Raw genomic sequence first — 20927 nt, 5'->3', positions numbered from 1 at the left:
GGTACGAATGAGCTTTTTTAAGAAATTAAAAGAAAAAATTACAATGCAAACGGATTCTGTTACACAAAAATTTAAAGATGGACTATCAAAAACACGCAATTCTTTTTCGGAACGTGTGAATGATCTAGTGTCTCGCTATCGTCAAGTAGACGAAGAGTTTTTTGAGGAATTAGAGGAAATTTTAATTAGCGCTGATGTGGGCGTGGCTACCGTGTTGGATTTAATTGATGACTTAAAATCGGAAGTGAAACGCCGTAATATTAAGGACCCTCAAGATGTACAGGCTGTCATCTCTGAGAAATTAATTGATATTTATGAATCTGGTGAAGAGCAGATTGGTGAATTAAATATGCAGCAAAATGATTTAACGGTTATTTTGTTTGTAGGGGTAAACGGCGTTGGGAAAACAACAACAATTGGGAAAATTGCACATAAATTCAAACAAGAAGGCAAAAAAGTCGTAATGGCGGCAGGAGATACGTTCCGTGCCGGTGCGATTGAGCAGTTAGAAGTATGGGGAGAACGCGTTGGTGTTGATGTTATTAAGCAATCTGCAGGCTCTGACCCTGCCGCTGTCATGTATGACGCTGTTCAGTCAGCCAAGGCTCGAAAAGCAGATGTTTTATTATGTGATACAGCAGGTCGCCTTCAAAACAAAGTGAATTTAATGAAAGAATTAGAGAAAGTAAAGCGTGTTATTGAGCGAGAAATTCCTGGTGCTCCGCATGAAGTGCTTCTCGTACTTGATGCGACGACGGGTCAAAACGCTTTAAGTCAGGCTAAAACATTCTCAGAAGCAACGAACGTGACTGGAATTGTGTTAACAAAACTAGATGGTACGGCTAAAGGCGGAATTGTTCTTGCCATTCGAAACGAACTGAAGCTTCCTGTTAAATTCGTTGGACTTGGAGAAAAAGTAGACGACCTTCAGCCGTTTGACACGGAGCAATATATCTATGGGTTATTTGCCAATGCTGTAGAAGAAGAAACAGAAAAAGAGGCGTAATCTAAAAAGAGGCTGGGATAAAAGTATCTTCGTTGAAGGAAGATCCGAACGATTAATCGTTCGGATCTTTTTATTAGTAGGGTGGACGCAGGTTTCATATTTAGTCGTCTTTAAATTGAAGTAATTTAGTTATGTTTCCATCTCTTTTAAGTGGAAAAATGTGAGGTGTTAAGGAAAAAACTTGACATTCAAACCTCGCCTAGTTAAACTAATAACATGTAAAGGCTTTTCACTTAACAAGGGGGCGGTCAGATGGTTGAAAAGAGCGTACATATGCTCGAGAAAACAACAAGAATGAATTACTTATTTGACTTCTATCAGGCGCTGTTGACGCCCAAACAAAGAAGTTATATGTCACTTTATTACTTGGATGATTATTCCCTCGGTGAAATAGCGGAAGAATTTGATGTGAGTCGTCAAGCAGTTTATGATAATATAAAACGTACAGAGCAAATGCTTGAACAATATGAGGAAAAGCTATTGTTATTTCAACGGTTTCAAGAGCGTCAATCAATTGTTCAACAACTGAAAGACGAACTTGCAGCCGACTTACACAAGAACAGTAAGCTTTCTTCTCTTCTTGATTCGCTCGAGAAATTAGATTAGGGGGCGGCGTATATGGCATTTGAAGGATTAGCCGACCGTTTGCAAAGCACACTGCAAAAGTTAAAAGGAAAAGGAAAAGTTAACGAAGCTGATGTTAAAGAAATGATGCGTGAAGTTAGACTTGCCCTTTTAGAAGCCGATGTAAACTTTAAAGTAGTAAAAGACTTTGTTAAGCGCGTAAGCGAACGTGCTGTAGGTCAAGACGTTCTTAAGAGCTTAACGCCTGGACAGCAAGTTATTAAGGTTGTACAAGAAGAATTAACTGCACTTATGGGCGGAGAGCAAAGCAAGATTGCAGTAGCTCCAAAAGCTCCAACTGTAATTATGATGGTTGGACTTCAAGGTGCAGGTAAAACAACAACAACTGGTAAACTTGCCAATTTATTACGTAAAAAATATAACCGTAATCCATTGCTTGTAGCAGCAGATATTTATCGTCCGGCAGCTATTAAACAGCTTGAAACACTAGGGAAACAGCTTAGCATGTCTGTTTTTTCATTAGGTGATCAAGTAAGTCCTGTGGAGATTGCGAAACAAGCTATTGCTCATGCGAAAGAAGAGCATCACGATTATGTATTAATTGATACAGCGGGACGTTTGCATGTTGATGAAAATCTAATGGAGGAGTTAGAACAGATCAAAGAGCTTTCTAACCCAGACGAAATTTTCCTTGTTGTCGATGCGATGACGGGTCAAGATGCAGTAAACGTTGCGGATAGCTTTAATAAGCAATTAGGATTAACTGGCGTTGTATTAACGAAACTAGACGGCGATACGCGCGGTGGTGCAGCGCTTTCTATTCGTGCAGTAACTGATACACCAATTAAGTTTGTCGGTCTTGGAGAAAAGATGGATGCTATTGAAGCATTCCACCCAGAGCGTATGGCTTCCCGTATCTTAGGTATGGGTGATGTGCTGACGCTTATCGAAAAGGCTCAGGCAAATGTAGATGCTGAAAAGGCAAAAGAGCTTGAAGCTAAGCTGCGCACGCAGTCATTTACATTCGATGACTTTTTAGATCAACTTGCTCAGGTGCGTCAAATGGGACCGCTTGATGAGCTAATTGGTATGCTTCCGGGCGCCAATAAAGTAAAGGGGCTCAAAAACCTGCAGGTTGATGAAAAGCAAATTAATCATGTAGAAGCAATTATTCGTTCGATGACGAAAGCGGAAAAAACAAACCCTGAAATCATTAATTCAAGTCGAAGAAAGCGTATTGCAAAAGGAAGCGGGCGTTCTGTACAAGAAGTCAACCGTTTGCTTAAACAATTTGAAGACATGAAAAAAATGATGAAACAAATGACAAATATGTCAAAAGGCAAGAAAAAGGGTATGAAACTTCCATTCTTTTCATGATAAAATGCTTGATTTGAACTGAAAAAACCAAAGAAAATAAAATATTTTTCTAGTGTTAAGAAAAAAACCTTTACAAACATTTTACCTATTTGATATTATATTATCTTGTTGAAACATATTCGGAGGTGCTTTATAAAATGGCAGTAAAAATTCGTTTAAAACGTATGGGAGCTAAAAAATCTCCTTTCTATCGTATCGTAGCAGCAGACTCTCGTTCACCACGTGATGGACGTTACATCGAAGTAGTTGGAACTTACAATCCTGTAGTTCAACCAGCTGAAGTTAAAATCGATGAAGAGCTAGCTCTTAAATGGTTACAAAATGGTGCTAAACCATCTGATACAGTTCGTAACCTTTTCTCTAACGAAGGCATCATGGAAAAATTCCATAATGCTAAATTAGGAAAATAATTTCACTCGAGATGACATCACTAATCGAAACAATTGTAAAGCCGCTTGTTGATTATCCAGCTGATGTTAAAGTGGAGGAACAAGAAGATGAACGTCAAGTGACTTACATCCTTACTGTTCACCAAGAAGATGTCGGCAAAGTAATCGGCAAACAAGGCCGCGTTGCAAAAGCGATTCGAACTGTTGTGAATGCAGCAGCATCACAGCAAGGTAAAAAAGTGTATGTGAAAATTCAAGAGTAATCAAAAAGGGAGAGGGATAACCTCGCCCTTTTTTTATGTTATGATAAGATGAACGTTTTGATCACAGTAAGTCTTTTGCGAGCAAGAAGCAGCTATTTCAATACGCATGTAAAAAGCACAAGGTCACTATCTTGAGGGCGGAGGGAACGTTTTGAACATTATTCAAAAAGTGGTTGTGAAACAAGTGTTAACTGAAGCAAGCAAACAAGATCTTGAAAATCGTTTTATAAACCGCAAGCAGGCGCTTGAAAAAGAAATGGAACAGCTGAAATTTCAGTTAAAGCACATGGAAAAAGCCAATAAAGGTTCTTCTTTATTACATAGTCAATTTGAAAAAGAAAAATCCGCTCGCCTTGAAAAAATTGAAGTGTTGAACTTTCAGCTGACGCAATTAGAAAAGCTTCCTTTAGGGAGCGAACTCGTTGAAACGGAACTAGATGCCTTAGTAGAGGTAAAAATCGGCGATGATTGGGAAAAGATAAAAGAAAGTAAAACAATTATTATAAAAGATAGCAAAGTTGTTGAGATTAGATAGAGGTGAAGAAGAATGAAATGGTTTAAGGTTGGAAAAATTGTGAATACCCATGGTGTAAAAGGAGAAATTCGTATTGTATCAACTACGGATTTTGCTGATGAGCGCTATGAAAAAGGAAATAAACTTTATATCTTTAAAGAAAAGCAAAGCGAGCCAGTGGAAGTAACGGTAGCAAGCCATCGCAGGCATAAAAATTTTGATCTGCTTACATTCGAAGGCTATCACAACGTAAATGATGTTGAGCAGTACAAAAACTGCGAAGTGAAAATTCCTGAGGAGCAGCTAACGGATTTAGAAGACGGTGAATTTTATTTCCACGAAATTATTGGGTGTACAGTAAAAACAGAAGACGGAGTAGAGGTAGGAACGGTCAAAGAAATTTTAACGCCGGGAGCTAATGATGTGTGGGTCGTTAAAAAAGGCGGAAAAGAAGTTCTTATTCCTTACATCGACGACGTTGTACAATCTATTGATATAGAGGAAAAAGAGATTGTTATTACAGTAATGGAAGGGTTATTGGACTAATGAAAATTGATGTACTATCGCTATTTCCTTCTATGTTTGACGGTGTTTTTGGTGAATCAATTTTGAAAAAAGCACAGGAAAAAAATGCGGTTGAACTGAATGTAGTTAATTTCCGAGAATATTCTACGAACAAACATCAAAATGTGGACGATTATCCTTACGGCGGAGGTGCTGGAATGGTATTGACACCTCAGCCTATTTTTGACGCTGTAGAAAAGCTGACTGAAACAGCTAAGAAGCCCCGGGTAGTTTTGCTTTGTCCGCAGGGCGAACGCTATACACAGGCAAAAGCAGAAGAACTAGCAGCAGAAGAGCATTTAATTTTTATTTGCGGTCATTACGAAGGATATGATGAACGAATTCGTGAGCAGCTGGTAACTGATGAAATTTCAATTGGTGACTATGTATTAACTGGAGGAGAGCTTGGTGCAATGGTTGTGATCGATAGCGTTGTTCGCCTGCTTCCTGATGTCCTTGGCAATAATCATTCAGCTGTGCAAGACTCACACAGTACAGGTTTACTAGAGCACCCCCACTATACGCGTCCTGCTGATTTTAGAGGCTTAACAGTTCCTGAAGTACTTATGTCAGGAAATCATAAAAAAATTGAACAGTGGCGCCAAAAAGAGTCTTTAAAGCGCACGTTGCTTCGAAGACCGGACATGCTTGAAAAGATGGAGCTAACGGAAGAGCAAAAGAAACTAGTAGCTCAATTAAAAGAGGAAAACAACCTTTCATAAATCCATAAAATTTATGCATAAACTCTGTTGCATACGGTATAAGAGTGTGCTAAGATAGATTTTGTGGCTTGGGCAGATGTCTGGTCACCTATAACGATGTTCCGCTGCAATGATTGAAAAGCATTGGTATGAGCGTCTGTTGGAAGGAGTTGAAACACGCGATGCAAAAATTAATCGAAGAGATTACAAAAGAACAATTAAAAACAGATCTTCCTACGTTCCGTCCTGGTGATACTGTACGTGTACACGTAAATATCGTTGAGGGTACTCGTGAACGTGTTCAGGTATTTGAAGGTGTTGTTATTAAGCGTCGTGGCGGTGGTATCAGCGAAACATTTACAGTACGTAAGATTTCTTACGGTGTAGGTGTAGAGCGTACATTCCCACTTCATACGCCAAAAATTGCAAAAATCGAAGTAATGCGCCGCGGTAAAGTACGCCGTGCGAAACTTTATTACCTACGTGAATTACGTGGTAAAGCTGCGCGTATTAAAGAAATTCGATAATAGTAAAGGGGAGCTTGTTTATACAAGCTCCTTTTTTCAAATGTTTTTTTAGAACGATTCGTTCTCTGACAGTGAAAAATAGACGTACAAGTCATCATTTTTTTATTCTATTTATTAGGCGTTTCAAACATTATCGTTTAAAATAAAGGTATGACATAAGAGTTGGAGGACTGAAGATGGCTCGAAAGAAAAATGAACTGTGGGAATGGATAAAAGCAATCGCCATTGCCGTACTGTTAGCTGTTGTAATTCGCTATTTTTTGTTTGCACCGATTGTAGTAGATGGACTTTCTATGATGCCTACGCTGCATGACCAAAATCGAATGATTGTAAATAAGTTCTCCTATAAGATTGGTGATCCTGATCGCTTTGATATTATTGTTTTTCATGCTACAGCGGAAAAAGATTACATAAAACGTATTATCGGACTGCCGGGTGATCATATTGAGTATCGAAATGATACGCTATATGTAAATGGAAAAGCTTATAAAGAGCCCTATTTAGATCAGTATAAAAAAGAAGTGATTGACGGTAATTTAACCGAAGATTTTAAACTAGAAGACGTAACGGGTAAAAAGACCGTGCCAGAAGGCTATTTGTTCGTGATGGGAGACAATCGACGCTACAGTAAAGACAGCCGTCAGATTGGCTTTGTGAGCATGGACAAGGTGCTTGGTAAAACGAGTGCCGTATACTGGCCGATTAAAGAAGCGCGTTTTGCAAAGTAAAATATAAAAGGTGAGTAAAATATGACAATTCAATGGTTTCCTGGCCATATGGCCAAGGCCAGAAGACAAGTAACTGAAAAGCTAAAATTGATTGATATTGTATACGAACTGGTTGATGCACGCATTCCGCAATCATCGCGAAATCCAATGATTGATGAGATTATTGTGAACAAGCCCAGAATCGTATTGTTGAATAAAGTGGACAAAGCGGATCCGCGCGTCACTCAGCAGTGGTTAGATTATTACAAAGAACAAGGTATTTATGCCTTAGCTATTGACGCACAAGCAGGTAAAGGAATGAAACAAATTGTTTCGTCTTCTAAAGAACTTCTTCAAGAGAAGTTTGACCGCATGCGCGCAAAAGGAGTTAAAAAACCCCGCGCTATCCGTGCGATGATTGTAGGGATTCCTAACGTCGGTAAATCAACGCTAATTAATCGCCTTGCCAGCAAAAAAATCGCCAAGACGGGAGATCGTCCAGGTGTGACGCAGGCACAGCAGTGGATTAAGGTAGGAAACGAGCTAGAGCTGCTTGATACGCCAGGTATTTTGTGGCCTAAGTTTGAAGATGAAACAGTTGGATATAAGCTTGCGACAACGGGTGCTATCAAAGATACCATTTTAAATATGCAAGATGTCGCTGTTTATGCGCTGCGCTTCTTAACTAGCCATTACCCAGAACAATTAAAGCAGCGTTATGATTTAAATGAAATCCCTGAAGACATTGTAGAGCTTTTTGATGCAATTGGGTCGCGCCGCGGCTGTTTAATGGGTGGCGGCATGGTGGATTACGATAAAACAGCTGAGCTTGTTCTTCGAGAAATTCGAACGGATAAAATTGGCACCTTTACATTTGATGATCCAAGTGAAGCTGAACAACAGCTGTAAGCAACACATTGCGAACTGAAGCAAAAAACGCCTCTGCCTTTTCAGCATGAGGCGTTTTTTATGTGAAAGTGCCGCGTGAAAATGTTGATATAAAGAAGGTGGAGCTAATGAAAAAGAGTATTAAGGAAATAAAAGAGGAACTAAAGCAAGTGAGAAGCCCGGAAGATGCTGTATTTAAGGCATATGCGCAAGATGAGCGTAAAGGTGTGCAGCAGGTTATTATTCAAAAACAAAGGCAATTTGAAGCGGCTGAGCGCTTGAAGCAACAGTTTGATGAAATGATGGCATATGAAAATGAATTATATAGGCAAGGAGCAACTTATATTGCCGGAGTAGACGAAGTAGGAAGAGGACCGTTAGCAGGACCGGTAGTAGCGGCTGCTGTTATTTTGCCTCCCGATTTTTTTCTCCCTGGTCTGACGGATTCAAAGAAGTTATCAGAAGCAAAGCGAGAAGCGTTTTATGAAGAAATTTGTAAAAAAGCTGTCGCTATCGGTATAGGGATTATAGACGCAGAGGTCATTGATTCTATTAATATTTACGAAGCAACAAAAAAGGCAATGACTGAAGCCATTGAACTGCTGGCAGTTCAGCCTGATGAACTGCTCATTGATGCGATGAAGCTGCCGGTGCCTATTTCGCAGCAGTCAATCATTAAAGGCGATGCTACAAGCATTTCAATTGCTGCAAGTTCTGTTATTGCAAAAGTGACGCGAGATCGAATGATGAAAGAACTTGGTGAACGCTATCCTGCATACGGATTCGAAAAACATATGGGATATGGAACAAAACAACATTTAGAAGCAATCGAACAATATGGAATTTTGCCAGAACACCGCCGATCTTTTGCACCGATAAAAAACCAAGTAAACTAGAACATGATACCCGAGCATATCTCTGCTTTTTAGCGCATGTTTCAATGCGAGATTCTAGGCTTAAAAAGAATATAGCCTATGTAAGCGGAGATATTGCAGCGGGAAAAATTCGTAAATTATTTTCCTCTCAGTCTGCTTTAGTTATGAAGGTTGATTTACATGATCAACCACACGTTTAACGTCCGCAGAGCCTCATCTACTTCATAAGGTATGGTTAAGTACTATCTCCATAAAAATATCAATTTTCTTATTATTTCAATATTTTTCACTAGAATAGTAGACAATTAGACAATTATTTTTATACAATGAAAGCGCAGTCTATTTTGTGCAGTATAGTTTTGTGGTTGATTATGTTAGGAGGATGGGAAATGAATATCCATGAGTATCAAGGAAAAGAACTACTCAGAAAATATGGGGTTGCAGTACCAAACGGTCGAGTAGCTTTTACTGTTGAAGAAGCAGTTGAAGCAGCAAAGGAATTAGGTTCACAAGTATCAGTGGTGAAAGCACAAATCCATGCTGGTGGACGCGGTAAAGCGGGCGGTGTCAAAGTAGCAAAAAACTTAGATGAAGTTCGTACATATGCACAAGATATTTTAGGAAAGACCCTCGTAACGCACCAAACAGGCCCTGAAGGAAAAGAAGTTAAGCGCTTGTTAGTTGAAGAGGGATGCGATATTAAGAAAGAATACTACATCGGTTTAGTTCTTGATCGTGCAACGTCTCAAGTTGTATTGATGGGTTCTGAAGAAGGTGGAACTGAAATTGAAGAAGTGGCGGAAAAAACGCCTGAAAAAATCTTTAAAGAATATGTAGATCCTGCGATTGGTTTACAAGCATTCCAAGCTCGCAGACTTGCATTCAATATTAATATTCCAAAAGAATTAGTTGGAAAAGCAGTTAAATTCATGACAGGTTTATATACAGTATTTGTTGAAAAAGACTGCTCAATTGCAGAGATTAACCCTCTAGTTGTAACAGGTGACGGAGACGTTATGGCATTGGATGCGAAGTTAAACTTTGATTCAAATGCGCTGTATCGCCAAAAAGATATTCTTGAATATCGTGACCTTGAAGAGGAAGATGCTAAAGAAATTGAAGCATCTAAATACGACTTAAGCTACATTTCACTAGACGGTAATATCGGTTGTATGGTAAACGGTGCAGGTTTAGCGATGGCAACGATGGATATTATTAAGCATTACGGAGGCGACCCTGCTAACTTCCTGGATGTTGGGGGCGGCGCAACTGCTGAAAAAGTAACAGAAGCATTTAAAATTATTTTATCTGACCAAAATGTAAAAGGTATTTTCGTTAATATTTTCGGCGGAATTATGAAATGTGATGTTATTGCAACAGGTGTTGTTGAAGCAACAAAACAAGTTGGATTAAGCCTTCCATTAGTTGTTCGCTTAGAAGGAACAAACGTTGAACTTGGAAAAGAAATTTTACAAAAATCAGGCTTAAATATCACAGCTGCTGAATCTATGGCAGACGGCGCACAAAAAATCGTTTCACTAGTGAAATAGAAAGGCTGGGGGATAGGAATGAGCGTATTTATTAATCAAGATACAAAAGTAATTGTACAAGGAATTACAGGCGGAGTTGGCCTTTTTCATACACAGCAAATGTTAGAATATGGAACAAAAATTGTTGGTGGCGTAACGCCGGGTAAAGGCGGCTTAGAAGTAGAAGGTGTTCCGGTATTTAATACGGTTGCCGAGGCGAAAGAAAAAACAGGCGCAACGGCTTCTGTTGTATATGTTCCACCAGCATTCGCAGCTGACTCCATTATTGAAGCAGTTGACGCAGATTTAGATTTAGTTATTTGTATTACAGAAGGTATTCCAGTATTAGATATGGTAAAAGTAAAGCGTTATATGGAAGGAAAACGTACGCGTCTTGTAGGGCCTAACTGCCCAGGTGTTATTACACCGGAAGAATGTAAAATTGGCATTATGCCAGGGTACATTCACAAAAAAGGTCATGTAGGTGTAGTTTCGCGTTCTGGTACATTAACATATGAAGCTGTTCACCAACTTTCTGAAGCTGGAATTGGCCAATCAACAGCTGTTGGTATCGGCGGTGACCCGGTGAATGGCACGAACTTTATCGATGTATTAAAAGCGTTTAATGAAGATGAAGATACGTATGCAGTAATTATGATTGGGGAAATCGGCGGTACAGCAGAAGAAGAAGCGGCAGAATGGGTAAAAGCAAATATGACAAAACCTGTTGTCGGCTTCATTGGCGGTCAAACAGCGCCTCCAGGAAAACGTATGGGCCATGCTGGTGCGATTATTTCAGGCGGTAAAGGGACAGCGTCTGAAAAAATTAAAACAATGAATGAGTGCGATATCCAAGTAGCTGAAACACCATCTGTTATGGGAGAAACACTTATTAAAGTGTTAAAAGAACAAGGCATTTACGAGCAGTGTAAGACTCATTAATAGAAGACATATAGCCTCCTTTGACCGGGGGCTATTTTGTCCATTTAAAAAGGAGATTGTAGAATGTCTGGTTTACGGGAAAAATTAATTCATTTAGCACATTGTCCATCTGTTAATTGGAAACAAATTTTTACGCTACTTCAACAGAATTCTTCATTACAAAATCTCTACGAGTACTCTCCATCACAGCTTCAAAAACTATTGACTCTCTCGATTGAACGTGCTAATCAAATAAAAAAAGATTTGCAAACTATTCCAATACGAGATATTCTAGATAAATATGACGCTGAGAATATTCGATGTGTCACCATCTTAGATGATGAATATCCTGAACTTTTGCGCCATATTTATGATCCGCCTTGGGTATTATTTGCAAGGGGGAACTTGTCTCTTTTACACGCTCCGGCAAGCTTAAGCGTTGTAGGAACAAGAAATCCTACTTCATATGGAACTGCAGCTTTAACTCGTATTGTTAAGCCGATGCTGCATGAAGAATTTGTCGTTGTGAGTGGGCTAGCCTTAGGAATTGACCAGGCTGCTCATGAACTGGCTATCGCTGAAAAAGCTAAAACGATTGCAGTTTTAGGCGGAGGGTTTTATAATATTTACCCAAGAGGAAACCAAAATTTAGCAAGAGAAATTGCGCAGCATCATTTGCTGCTTTCTGAATATGCCCCGTTTATGAAGCCGACGAAATGGTTTTTCCCTCGCAGAAACAGAATCATTAGCGGATTAACAGGAGGCACGTTGGTGGTGCAAGCAAAAGAAAGAAGTGGATCTTTTATTACCGCCGACCAGGCGCTTCAGCAAGGAAGAGAAGTATTTGCCATACCGGGTTCTATTTTTGAAGAAACATCATGTGGAACGAATAAGTTAATCCAATTAGGGGCAAAACTTGTGCAAAGCGCTGCTGATATTACAGATGAAATGATGTATATAAGATGAATGTTTCAAAGTAGTCATATTCTTGCATGGTATGAAATACTAGTGAGATACGTAGGAAAATCGTATGACTTATCTTTTTGACATTTGACAAACAAGAACCAAATATTTAATAATAATGAAGATTTTATTCTACCTCTTGAGGAGGAACAAATAGATGTCTGACTACCTAGTAATTGTAGAATCGCCTGCAAAGGCTAAAACAATTGAACGTTATTTAGGAAAGAAATATAAAGTAAAAGCATCGATGGGACATGTTCGCGATTTACCTAAAAGTCAAATGGGAATTGATATTGAACAAGATTACAACCCGAAATATATTACAATTCGCGGGAAAGGCCCGGTTTTAAAAGAACTAAAAACAGCGGCTAAAAAAGCAAAAAAGATTTACCTAGCAGCCGATCCAGACCGTGAAGGAGAAGCGATTGCATGGCATTTGGCGCACAGTTTGGATGTAGACATTGCATCGGACTGCCGCGTAGTGTTTAACGAGATTACAAAAGAAGCGATTAAAGAATCTTTTAAACATCCACGAGCAATTAATATGGATTTAGTAGATGCTCAACAAGCACGACGTATTCTTGACAGGCTGGTTGGCTACAATATCAGTCCATTGCTGTGGAAAAAAGTGAAAAAAGGATTAAGTGCCGGAAGGGTTCAATCAATTGCAGTGCGGTTAATTATTGATCGTGAAAAAGAAATTGCAAAGTTTATCCCAGAAGAATACTGGACGGTAAAAGCAACTTTTCAAAAAGGGAACGACCAGTTTGAAGGCCAGTTAATCGAATATCAAGGGAAAAAAGTAGAGCTATCGAATGAAGATGATGTAACCAACATTGTTAAACAATTAGATGGAAACGAATTTTCAATTTCTAAAGTAACAAAACGTGAGCGAAAGCGTAATGCGGCTCCTTCTTTTACCACGTCTTCATTACAGCAAGAGGCAGCGCGGAAACTGAACTTCCGAGCGAAAAAAACGATGATGATTGCGCAGCAATTATATGAAGGAATTGATTTAGGAAAAGAAGGTACAGTAGGTCTTATCACGTATATGCGTACCGATTCTACTCGTATTTCAGAAACAGCTCAAACAGAAGCTAGAGATTACATTACGAACGCGTACGGAAATCAGTTTGTGGCAACGGAAAAGCGTAAAGAAAAGAAGAATTCAAATGCGCAAGATGCCCACGAAGCGATTCGTCCAACTTCAGCTCTTCGTAAACCAGGAGAGGTAAAAGAGTTCTTATCGCGTGATCAGTATCGACTGTATAAGTTAGTATGGGAGCGCTTCGTTGCTAGTCAAATGGCACCTGCCATTATGGATACAATGGCTGTAGATTTGAAAAATGGAGACGTAACATTTAGAGCGAACGGCTCAAAAGTTAAATTTCCAGGCTTTATGAAAGTGTATGTTGAAGGCAATGATGATCAAGTGGAGGAAAAAGAAAATCTTCTTCCAGACTTAGAAGAAGGAGAAGTAGCTTATTCTAAGGACATCGATGAAAAGCAGCATTTCACACAGCCGCCGCCAAGATATACAGAAGCTCGTTTAGTTAAGACATTAGAAGAGCTAGGCATTGGCCGACCGTCTACATATGCTCCAACACTTGATACGATTCAAAAGCGCGGATACGTAGCGCTCGATAACAAGCGTTTTGTTCCAACAGAACTTGGAGAAATTGTACTAGAGCTTGTATTGGAGTTTTTCCCGGAAATTTTAGATGTAGAGTTTACAGCTAAAATGGAAAACGATTTGGATGAAGTGGAAGATGGTAATGTTCAATGGGTGCGTGTTATTGACGAATTTTACAGTGATTTTGAAAAACGCTTAGAACATGCTGAAAAAGAAATGCGCGAAGTGGAGATTAAAGATGAACCTGCCGGAGAAGACTGTGAAGAATGCGGTTCACCTATGGTATACAAAATGGGACGCTACGGAAAATTTATGGCATGCTCTAATTTCCCTGACTGTCGCAACACGAAGCCAATTGTAAAAGAGATTGGCGTAAAGTGTCCGAAATGTGAAGAAGGAAATATCGTTGAGCGAAAATCGAAGAAAAAGCGTACATTTTATGGCTGTGATCGATTCCCGGGCTGTGACTTCGTATCTTGGGATAAACCGATTGCAAGAAAATGTCCGAAATGTGAAAATCTGCTTGTAGAGAAGAAACAGAAAAAAGGAACTCAAGTCGTCTGTACAAGTTGTGATTATAAAGAGGAAGCTCAGCAGTAAAAGAGAATGGGATGAATTCCCATACTTTAAATTTAAAAATAGCAGTTATATAAGATGCGGCGACATTGCTTCATGTGCTAAAATGGAAACGTTATTAGCGACATTGAGTAATGTCGCATTTTCTTTGTCCCGTTAAAAAAGGAAAAGACAAGTGAATGAATAAGCAAAATGATAGAAAAGATAGAAATGAAGTTGGAGGATTTACAATGAATGAACAAGTAATTAATGTTATTGGAGCAGGTCTTGCTGGAAGTGAAGCAGCTTGGCAAATCGCAAAGCGCGGTTTGAAAGTCCGTCTTTATGAGATGAGACCAGTAAAGCAAACACCTGCTCATCATACGGACAAATTTGCTGAATTAGTATGTAGTAATTCACTGCGTGCGAATACATTAACAAATGCAGTGGGTGTGCTAAAAGAAGAAATGCGATTATTAGACTCTGTCATTATTCGTTCAGCAGACGAGTGTGCGGTTCCAGCAGGTGGAGCACTGGCTGTTGATCGTCACGAATTTGCCTCTCGTGTGACGGAAAGCGTTAAAAACCATCCGAACGTAACGGTTGTTAATGAAGAGATTACGGAAATTCCACAGGGACCAACTGTTATTGCAACAGGTCCGCTAACGTCAAAAGATTTATCGGAACAGCTGCGCGCGTTAACAAGTGAAGATTATTTATATTTTTACGATGCGGCTGCACCTATTATTGAAAAAGACAGCATTGATATGGATAAAGTATATCTTAAATCTCGCTATGACAAAGGGGAAGCTGCCTATTTAAACTGTCCGATGACAAAAGAAGAATTCCAGCGCTTTCATGAAGCATTAATCAATGCAGAGACGGTTCCTTTAAAAGAATTTGAGAAGGAAATTTATTTTGAAGGATGTATGCCAATTGAAGTAATGGCTTCACGCGGAGAAAAAACAATGCTCTTTGGACCAATGAAACCAGTTGGGTTAGAAGATCCGAAAACAGGAAAGCGACCTTATGCAGTTGTTCAGCTTCGTCAAGATGATGCAGCAGGTACACTATATAATATTGTAGGTTTCCAAACACATTTAAAATGGGGAGCACAAAAAGAAGTATTAAGCTTAATCCCAGGTTTAGAAAATGCAGAAGTAGTACGCTACGGGGTTATGCATAGAAATACGTTTATTAATTCTCCTAAATTGTTAAAGCCTACGTATCAATATCGCGAGCGTGATGACTTATTCTTTGCTGGACAAATGACGGGAGTAGAAGGATATGTAGAATCAGCTGCGAGCGGATTAATGGCAGGAATGAACGCGGCTCGACTTGTGCTTGGTGAAGAATTGGTTGTATTGCCGCAGGAAACAGCGATTGGCAGTATGGCTCACTATATCACACATACAAACGCCAAAAACTTCCAGCCGATGAATGCCAACTTTGGCTTATTCAAAGAATTGGAAGTGCGAATCAAAAACAAACAAGAACGAAATGAAACGCTGGCTAAACGAGCATTGGAAACTATTCAGAATTTTACAACAAAATAATCAAAATTGTTTGCAAGGGCTACTTAATTGTGATAATATTTAGTAGCCCTTGTGAGGTGATAACATTGGAATTTGTTAAAGATGTATTAAATTCCTTTCTAGAATATTTACAAATTGAGAAAAATTATTCAAAATATACAGTTGACTGCTATGAAAAAGACATAGGTATCTTCATGTCTTTTATGCAGGAAGAGCAAATACAAAACCTACAAAGTGTTACATATGCTGATGCAAGGCTGTTTTTAACACGCCTATATGAAAAGCAGTATTCAAAAAGATCGATGTCACGCAAAATTTCTTGTTTGAGAACGTTTTATCGTTACTTAAATAGAGAAGAATTAGTAGAAGATAATCCATTTGCGCTCGTTACCCTTCCTAAAAAGGAAGAGAGAAATCCTCGCTTCCTGTATGAAGAGGAGATTGTGAAATTATTTCAAATGAATGACTTAACAACTCCGTTAGGGCAGCGTAATCAGTCTCTCTTAGAATTGCTGTATGCCACCGGAATACGAGTGAGTGAATGTGCATCTATTAAGCTTAGCGATATAGATTTTTCACTTCAAACTTTGCTCGTATATGGCAAAGGGAAAAAACAACGGTACGTGCCATTTGGCTGTTATGCCAAGGACGCTCTTAGAGTATATATAGATAATGGAAGAAAGCTTCTTTTAAAAAAGGCTCCTTCTGATACTCATTCGCTCTTTTTAAATTATAAGGGGACACCGTTGACAGACCGAGGCATACGCTTAGTCATTGATCAGTTAGTAAAGAAAACCGCTGAGAATATACATATTAGTCCACACGTTTTGCGGCATACTTTTGCGACTCATATGTTAAATGAAGGGGCAGATTTACGTACAGTTCAAGAAATGCTAGGTCATGAACATTTATCAACCACTCAAATATACACACATGTGACGAAGGATCGTTTAAAGGCAGTTTATATGAATCACCATCCTCGCGCATAAAAGGAGGAGTTAATTTGTCTACTTTCCATGCTACTACGATTTTTGCAGTTCAGCATAACGGTCAATGTGCCATGTCTGGGGACGGACAAGTAACGTTTGGAAATGCTGTTGTGATGAAACATACTGCTCGAAAAGTAAGACGTCTATTTCAAGGGCAAGTTCTTGCCGGCTTTGCAGGTTCAGTAGCTGATGCATTCACTCTTTTTGAATTATTTGAAACGAAGCTTGAAGAGTATAACGGAAATCTTCAGCGTGCAGCCGTGGAGCTTGCTAAACAATGGAGAAGTGACAAAGTATTGCGAAAGTTAGAAGCAATGCTTATTGTTATGAACAAAGATAACTTACTGTTAGTATCAGGAACGGGTGAAGTTATTGAACCGGACGACGGCATTTTAGCAATTGGATCAGGCGGAAATTATGCTTTATCAGCGGGACGTGCATTAAAACAACATGCAGGCGAACATTTAACAGCTAAAGAAATTGCAAAAGCAGCTTTAGATGTAGCAAGTGAGATATGTGTTTATACAAATGATCATATTATTGTAGAAGAACTGTAGGAAAGGGGATTTTTTTATGAATTCTCATTTAACACCTCGACAAATTGTAGAAAAGCTCGATCAGTATATTATTGGTCAAACGAAGGCAAAGAAAGCGGTCGCTGTTGCGCTGCGAAATCGCTATCGCCGCGGTCTGCTAGACGAATCTTTACGTGATGAAGTTGTGCCGAAAAACATTTTAATGATTGGTCCTACAGGTGTGGGTAAAACCGAGATTGCACGCCGCTTAGCTAAGCTTGTCGGTGCACCTTTTATTAAGGTTGAGGCAACAAAATTTACGGAAGTTGGATATGTAGGACGCGATGTGGAATCAATGGTTCGTGATTTAGTGGAAACGTCAGTTCGACTTGTGAAAGAAGAAAAAATGAACGGCGTGCGTGATCGTGCAGAAGAAAATGCAAACAAGCGGATAGTGGAGCTTCTTGTTCCAAGCAAAAAGAAGCAGCAATCGTTTAAAAATCCGTTTGAAATGATTTTTTCAAACGGTACACAGTCAAGCGATGCGGATCCTGATCAAGATGAGGAAACGAATATTGCAACGAAGCGCAAGCAGATTGCTCATCAGCTTGCTCTAGGAGAGCTTGAAAATCATTATGTCACAATTGAAGTAGAAGAGCAACAGCCTTCTATGTTTGATATGTTACAAGGTTCGGGTATGGAACAAATGGGCATGAACATGCAGGATGCCTTAAGCAATTTTATGCCTAAAAAACAAAAAAAGCGCAAACTTACTGTTAAAGATGCACGAAAAGTATTAACAAATGAAGAAGCGCAAAAATTGATTGATATGGATGAAGTGACGCAAGAAGCTGTGAATCGTGCAGAACAATACGGAATTATTTTCATTGACGAAATTGATAAAATTGCTCAAAAAAGTGGTAATTCATCTTCCGCTGATGTTTCACGTGAAGGCGTGCAGCGAGATATTTTACCAATTGTAGAAGGATCAACGATTGTTACCAAATATGGTGCAGTTAAAACTGATCATGTTTTATTTGTAGCAGCTGGTGCTTTCCATGTATCAAAACCGTCGGATTTAATTCCAGAATTGCAAGGTCGATTCCCAATTCGCGTTGAATTAACGAAGCTAACCGTTGAAGATTTTATAAACATTTTAGTAGAGCCAGATAATGCGTTATTAAAGCAATATGCGGCATTATTGGAAACTGAAGGTATACAAATTGAATTTTCTGACGATGCTATACGTAAGATTGCAGAAATTGCATATCAGGTAAATCAAGATACGGACAATATTGGTGCAAGAAGGCTTCATACGATTTTAGAACGTTTGCTAGAGGATTTATCGTTTGAAGCACCAGAAGTAACATTAGAGAAAATTGTGATTACTCCGCAGTATGTGGAAGAAAAATTAGAAAAAATCGCTAAAAACAAAGATTTGAGTCAATTTATTTTATAGAACTGAAATCGCAGGAGGAAGAGTACTAATGGATTTATTAGGGAAAACTAGAAAGATTAATGCAATGCTACAAAAAGCAGCTGGTAAACCAGTAAACTTTAAAGAAATGGCTGAAACACTTTGCGAAGTGATCGAATCAAACGTATTCGTAGTAAGTCGTCGCGGTAAATTATTAGGAATCGCTGTTAAACAGCAAATTGAGAATGCGCGCATGAAAGATATGTTAGAAGCACGCCAGTTCCCAGAAGAATATACTCAAAGCCTATTTAACATTCAAGAAACATCTTCTAATTTAAACATTGAAAGTCAATATACAGCTTTCCCAGTTGAAAATAAAGACTTATTTGATGCAGGACTAACAACAATCGTTCCAATTATCGGAGGCGGAGAGCGTCTAGGTACGCTTGTACTATCTCGTTTAGACCGTCAGTTCGAAGACGATGATTTAATCCTTGCTGAATACGGTGCAACGGTAGTAGGTATGGAAATTCTTCGTGAAAAAGCAGAAGAGATTGAAGAAGAAGCACGTAGCAAAGCTGTTGTACAAATGGCAATTAGCTCATTATCATACAGTGAGTTAGAAGCTATTGAGCACATCTTTGAAGAGTTAAATGGAAATGAAGGACTATTAGTCGCAAGTAAAATTGCTGACCGCGTTGGAATTACACGTTCAGTAATCGTAAATGCGCTACGTAAATTAGAAAGTGCTGGCGTTATCGAATCACGTTCGCTAGGAATGAAAGGAACTTACATTAAAGTTCTTAACAACAAATTCTTAGTAGAGCTTGAAAAATTAAAATCTAACTAAGTTTATGAACCAAAAAGCACACGGGCAAAGCCCGTGTGCTTTTTTTATATGCTCTCAGTATGAAAAGGTTCGCTCTGGGTTAAGACGATTCGTTCACTATTTTTATAAATCTTTAACAAACTTCATATAAAAATCTAAAAATTATATTATAGAATCTTTAAATAGTAAAAAGATACTAGTTGATTACAAATCGTTACTTTTATTACATATTGTTCAGGACTTATGGTATGTATTTTGATTTTAAATTAAAAAAATAGAGCTAAAGTACAGCATTGATGTTAAAATATGCTTGGAAATCTAATGAAAATTTTGGTTTATAGTCCAAAAGTTCTTAAAAAAGGATAGACATTGCATGAAGTTTTTCTTACAATAAGTTCTATGGTACTAAAGTCGAAATTTGTCTCATTTTCGAGAAAAATAGAATAGGTAAGCAGGTGTAAGAATTGAGTTTGTTTTCAACTACTTTTCAAACAATTGAAAATGGAATTAGCTACGCGTCACAAAAGCAGCAGACGATTGCACAAAATATCGCAAACGTTGATACTCCAAATTATAAATCGAAAACAGTATCGCGTACGAGTGAATTTCGAGATTTATTACATAACGAGTTAGAAGCATATCAGACTGATTCAAAACATATCCCATTTTCCGATTCATCCCAGCGAGTGATTACCCAGCAAGGAAACACTTCCTATCAAGCAAATGGAAACAATGTGGATATGGATAAAGAGATGGCGGATATGGCTGAAAATCAAATTTACTATGAGGCGCTAGTAGATCGTTTAAACGGAAAATTTAATTCTCTTCAAACAGTCATTAGAGGGGGGAAATAAGTTTGACTATTTTTCAAAATATGAATATTACATCTTCAGCTTTAACTGCCAATCGTTTAAGGATGGACGTTGTTTCATCTAACATGGCGAATGCTGAAACGACAAGAGGGACGTACGTTAATGGTGAGTGGCAGCCTTACAAAAGAAAAATGGTTGTCATGCAGTCTGATCGTTCGCCTTCTTTTTCGTCTCTCTTACACTCCGAAATCAATAAAAGTCAAAACAATGGTGTAAAAGTCACAGATATCGTAGAAGATAATACTCCTTTTAATTTAGTATATAATCCGACGCATCCAGATGCTAATGACCAAGGGTACGTGCAGATGCCGAACGTAGATCCTTTAAAGGAAATGACGGATTTAATTAGTGCTACTCGATCCTATGAAGCAAACGTGACGGTCTTTAATACAAACAAAAGTATATTAACAAAGACGTTAGAAATTGGAAAATAAAGGAGCGATAAAATGATTAATGGTATCAGCAATCAAATAGCAATAGCAAAAACAGCCGCTTCGACTGGCACTGGACAAACAACTCAACAGTTTTCAACGTTTTTAAAAGACTCAATCAATGAGTTAAACAATGCTCAACGCGCTTCGGATATAGCGACTGAAAAGCTTGCTAAAGGAGAAAATGTCGAACTCCAAGATGTAATGATTACTGCTCAAAAAGCAAGTATTACGATGCAAACGGCTCTTGAAATACGCAATAAAGCTGTTGAAGCCTATCAGGAAATGATGAGAATGCAAATGTAATTGAGCGGTTATTAAAGAAAATGAAAATAGTAATAA

At 38.6% G+C, this 20927-nt stretch carries 25 protein-coding genes; all 25 read left to right on the top strand.

The genetic code is table 11. The features are described 5' to 3' along the window. Positions 1–7: 7 nt before the first annotated feature. The 25 genes from ftsY (at position 8) to fliE (ending at position 20891) form a co-directional block, all read left to right on the top strand. Entirely contained in the window at positions 8–1006 is a 999-nt protein-coding gene (ftsY, locus tag WKH56_RS01780; protein ID WP_013058902.1) for a signal recognition particle-docking protein FtsY, read from the top strand. Positions 1007–1279: 273 nt separating this feature from the next. Then, positions 1280–1612: a putative DNA-binding protein gene (locus WKH56_RS01775; protein WP_025750337.1), complete on the top strand. Its 333-nt coding sequence runs from the start codon at positions 1280–1282 to the stop codon at positions 1610–1612. Between the two features lie 12 nt (positions 1613–1624). Continuing rightward, positions 1625–2968: a signal recognition particle protein gene (gene ffh, locus WKH56_RS01770; RefSeq protein WP_028411443.1), complete on the top strand. Its 1344-nt coding sequence runs from the start codon at positions 1625–1627 to the stop codon at positions 2966–2968. A gap of 137 nt (positions 2969–3105) precedes the next feature. Further along, positions 3106–3378, top strand: coding sequence for a 30S ribosomal protein S16 (gene rpsP / locus WKH56_RS01765; protein WP_013058899.1), 273 nt, complete (start codon positions 3106–3108; stop codon positions 3376–3378). Between the two features lie 11 nt (positions 3379–3389). Continuing rightward, positions 3390–3620, top strand: a complete 231-nt coding sequence (locus WKH56_RS01760; RefSeq protein WP_013058898.1) for a KH domain-containing protein — start codon at positions 3390–3392, stop codon at positions 3618–3620. A 151-nt stretch (positions 3621–3771) separates the two neighbouring features. Beyond that, positions 3772–4155 (top strand): YlqD family protein, encoded by a 384-nt coding sequence (locus WKH56_RS01755; RefSeq protein WP_013058897.1) that lies wholly within the window; start codon positions 3772–3774, stop codon positions 4153–4155. A 12-nt stretch (positions 4156–4167) separates the two neighbouring features. After that, complete coding sequence (rimM, locus tag WKH56_RS01750) at positions 4168–4680, top strand: ribosome maturation factor RimM (protein ID WP_028411442.1); 513 nt, start codon at positions 4168–4170, stop codon at positions 4678–4680. Continuing rightward, positions 4680–5420 carry a tRNA (guanosine(37)-N1)-methyltransferase TrmD gene (gene trmD, locus WKH56_RS01745; RefSeq protein WP_014458419.1) on the top strand — a complete coding sequence of 247 codons (741 nt, stop codon included), beginning with the start codon at positions 4680–4682 and terminating at the stop codon, positions 5418–5420. The genes rimM and trmD overlap by 1 nt, the downstream gene beginning before the upstream one ends. 161 nt (positions 5421–5581) lie before the next feature. Next, positions 5582–5926, top strand: coding sequence for a 50S ribosomal protein L19 (gene rplS / locus WKH56_RS01740; protein ID WP_013084808.1), 345 nt, complete (start codon positions 5582–5584; stop codon positions 5924–5926). 176 nt (positions 5927–6102) lie between these two features. After that, entirely contained in the window at positions 6103–6654 is a 552-nt protein-coding gene (gene lepB / locus WKH56_RS01735) for a signal peptidase I (protein ID WP_013058893.1), read from the top strand. 21 nt (positions 6655–6675) lie between these two features. After that, complete coding sequence (gene ylqF, locus WKH56_RS01730; protein WP_025750333.1) at positions 6676–7542, top strand: ribosome biogenesis GTPase YlqF; 867 nt, start codon at positions 6676–6678, stop codon at positions 7540–7542. A gap of 107 nt (positions 7543–7649) precedes the next feature. Beyond that, a complete protein-coding gene (locus WKH56_RS01725; protein WP_048019844.1) occupies positions 7650–8417 on the top strand; it encodes a ribonuclease HII in 768 nt (255 codons plus the stop codon). A gap of 44 nt (positions 8418–8461) precedes the next feature. Continuing rightward, positions 8462–8596, top strand: coding sequence for a hypothetical protein (locus WKH56_RS01720; protein WP_342834718.1), 135 nt, complete (start codon positions 8462–8464; stop codon positions 8594–8596). A gap of 189 nt (positions 8597–8785) precedes the next feature. After that, on the top strand, positions 8786–9946 hold the full coding sequence (sucC, locus tag WKH56_RS01715; protein WP_013058890.1) for an ADP-forming succinate--CoA ligase subunit beta: 1161 nt from the start codon (positions 8786–8788) through the stop codon (positions 9944–9946). A gap of 18 nt (positions 9947–9964) precedes the next feature. Next, positions 9965–10867 carry a succinate--CoA ligase subunit alpha gene (sucD, locus tag WKH56_RS01710; protein WP_310884083.1) on the top strand — a complete coding sequence of 301 codons (903 nt, stop codon included), beginning with the start codon at positions 9965–9967 and terminating at the stop codon, positions 10865–10867. Between the two features lie 63 nt (positions 10868–10930). After that, positions 10931–11812 carry a DNA-processing protein DprA gene (gene dprA, locus WKH56_RS01705; RefSeq protein WP_033579776.1) on the top strand — a complete coding sequence of 294 codons (882 nt, stop codon included), beginning with the start codon at positions 10931–10933 and terminating at the stop codon, positions 11810–11812. A gap of 154 nt (positions 11813–11966) precedes the next feature. After that, a complete protein-coding gene (gene topA, locus WKH56_RS01700; RefSeq protein WP_028411437.1) occupies positions 11967–14042 on the top strand; it encodes a type I DNA topoisomerase in 2076 nt (691 codons plus the stop codon). Between the two features lie 206 nt (positions 14043–14248). Continuing rightward, positions 14249–15553 carry an FADH(2)-oxidizing methylenetetrahydrofolate--tRNA-(uracil(54)-C(5))-methyltransferase TrmFO gene (gene trmFO / locus WKH56_RS01695; protein ID WP_028411436.1) on the top strand — a complete coding sequence of 435 codons (1305 nt, stop codon included), beginning with the start codon at positions 14249–14251 and terminating at the stop codon, positions 15551–15553. Positions 15554–15618: 65 nt separating this feature from the next. Beyond that, on the top strand, positions 15619–16521 hold the full coding sequence (xerC, locus tag WKH56_RS01690) for a tyrosine recombinase XerC (protein ID WP_014458427.1): 903 nt from the start codon (positions 15619–15621) through the stop codon (positions 16519–16521). A gap of 14 nt (positions 16522–16535) precedes the next feature. Beyond that, positions 16536–17078: an ATP-dependent protease subunit HslV gene (gene hslV, locus WKH56_RS01685; RefSeq protein ID WP_013058884.1), complete on the top strand. Its 543-nt coding sequence runs from the start codon at positions 16536–16538 to the stop codon at positions 17076–17078. A 16-nt stretch (positions 17079–17094) separates the two neighbouring features. Continuing rightward, on the top strand, positions 17095–18495 hold the full coding sequence (gene hslU / locus WKH56_RS01680; RefSeq protein ID WP_013084801.1) for an HslU--HslV peptidase ATPase subunit: 1401 nt from the start codon (positions 17095–17097) through the stop codon (positions 18493–18495). Between the two features lie 28 nt (positions 18496–18523). Beyond that, positions 18524–19303, top strand: coding sequence for a GTP-sensing pleiotropic transcriptional regulator CodY (gene codY / locus WKH56_RS01675; protein ID WP_013058882.1), 780 nt, complete (start codon positions 18524–18526; stop codon positions 19301–19303). A gap of 443 nt (positions 19304–19746) precedes the next feature. Beyond that, complete coding sequence (flgB, locus tag WKH56_RS01670) at positions 19747–20136, top strand: flagellar basal body rod protein FlgB (protein ID WP_028411435.1); 390 nt, start codon at positions 19747–19749, stop codon at positions 20134–20136. A gap of 2 nt (positions 20137–20138) precedes the next feature. Next, positions 20139–20588 carry a flagellar basal body rod protein FlgC gene (flgC, locus tag WKH56_RS01665; RefSeq protein ID WP_063248579.1) on the top strand — a complete coding sequence of 150 codons (450 nt, stop codon included), beginning with the start codon at positions 20139–20141 and terminating at the stop codon, positions 20586–20588. 12 nt (positions 20589–20600) lie between these two features. Next, the gene (fliE, locus tag WKH56_RS01660) at positions 20601–20891 is read left to right on the top strand and encodes a flagellar hook-basal body complex protein FliE (RefSeq protein ID WP_028411433.1); all 291 of its coding nucleotides are present in this window, start codon (positions 20601–20603) and stop codon (positions 20889–20891) included. Positions 20892–20927: the final 36 nt, after the last annotated feature.

This window comes from Priestia sp. SB1, assembly GCF_038898415.1.
Note: the sequence above shows the minus strand (reverse complement) of the source record. Positions and strands in the feature narration are given on the sequence as shown.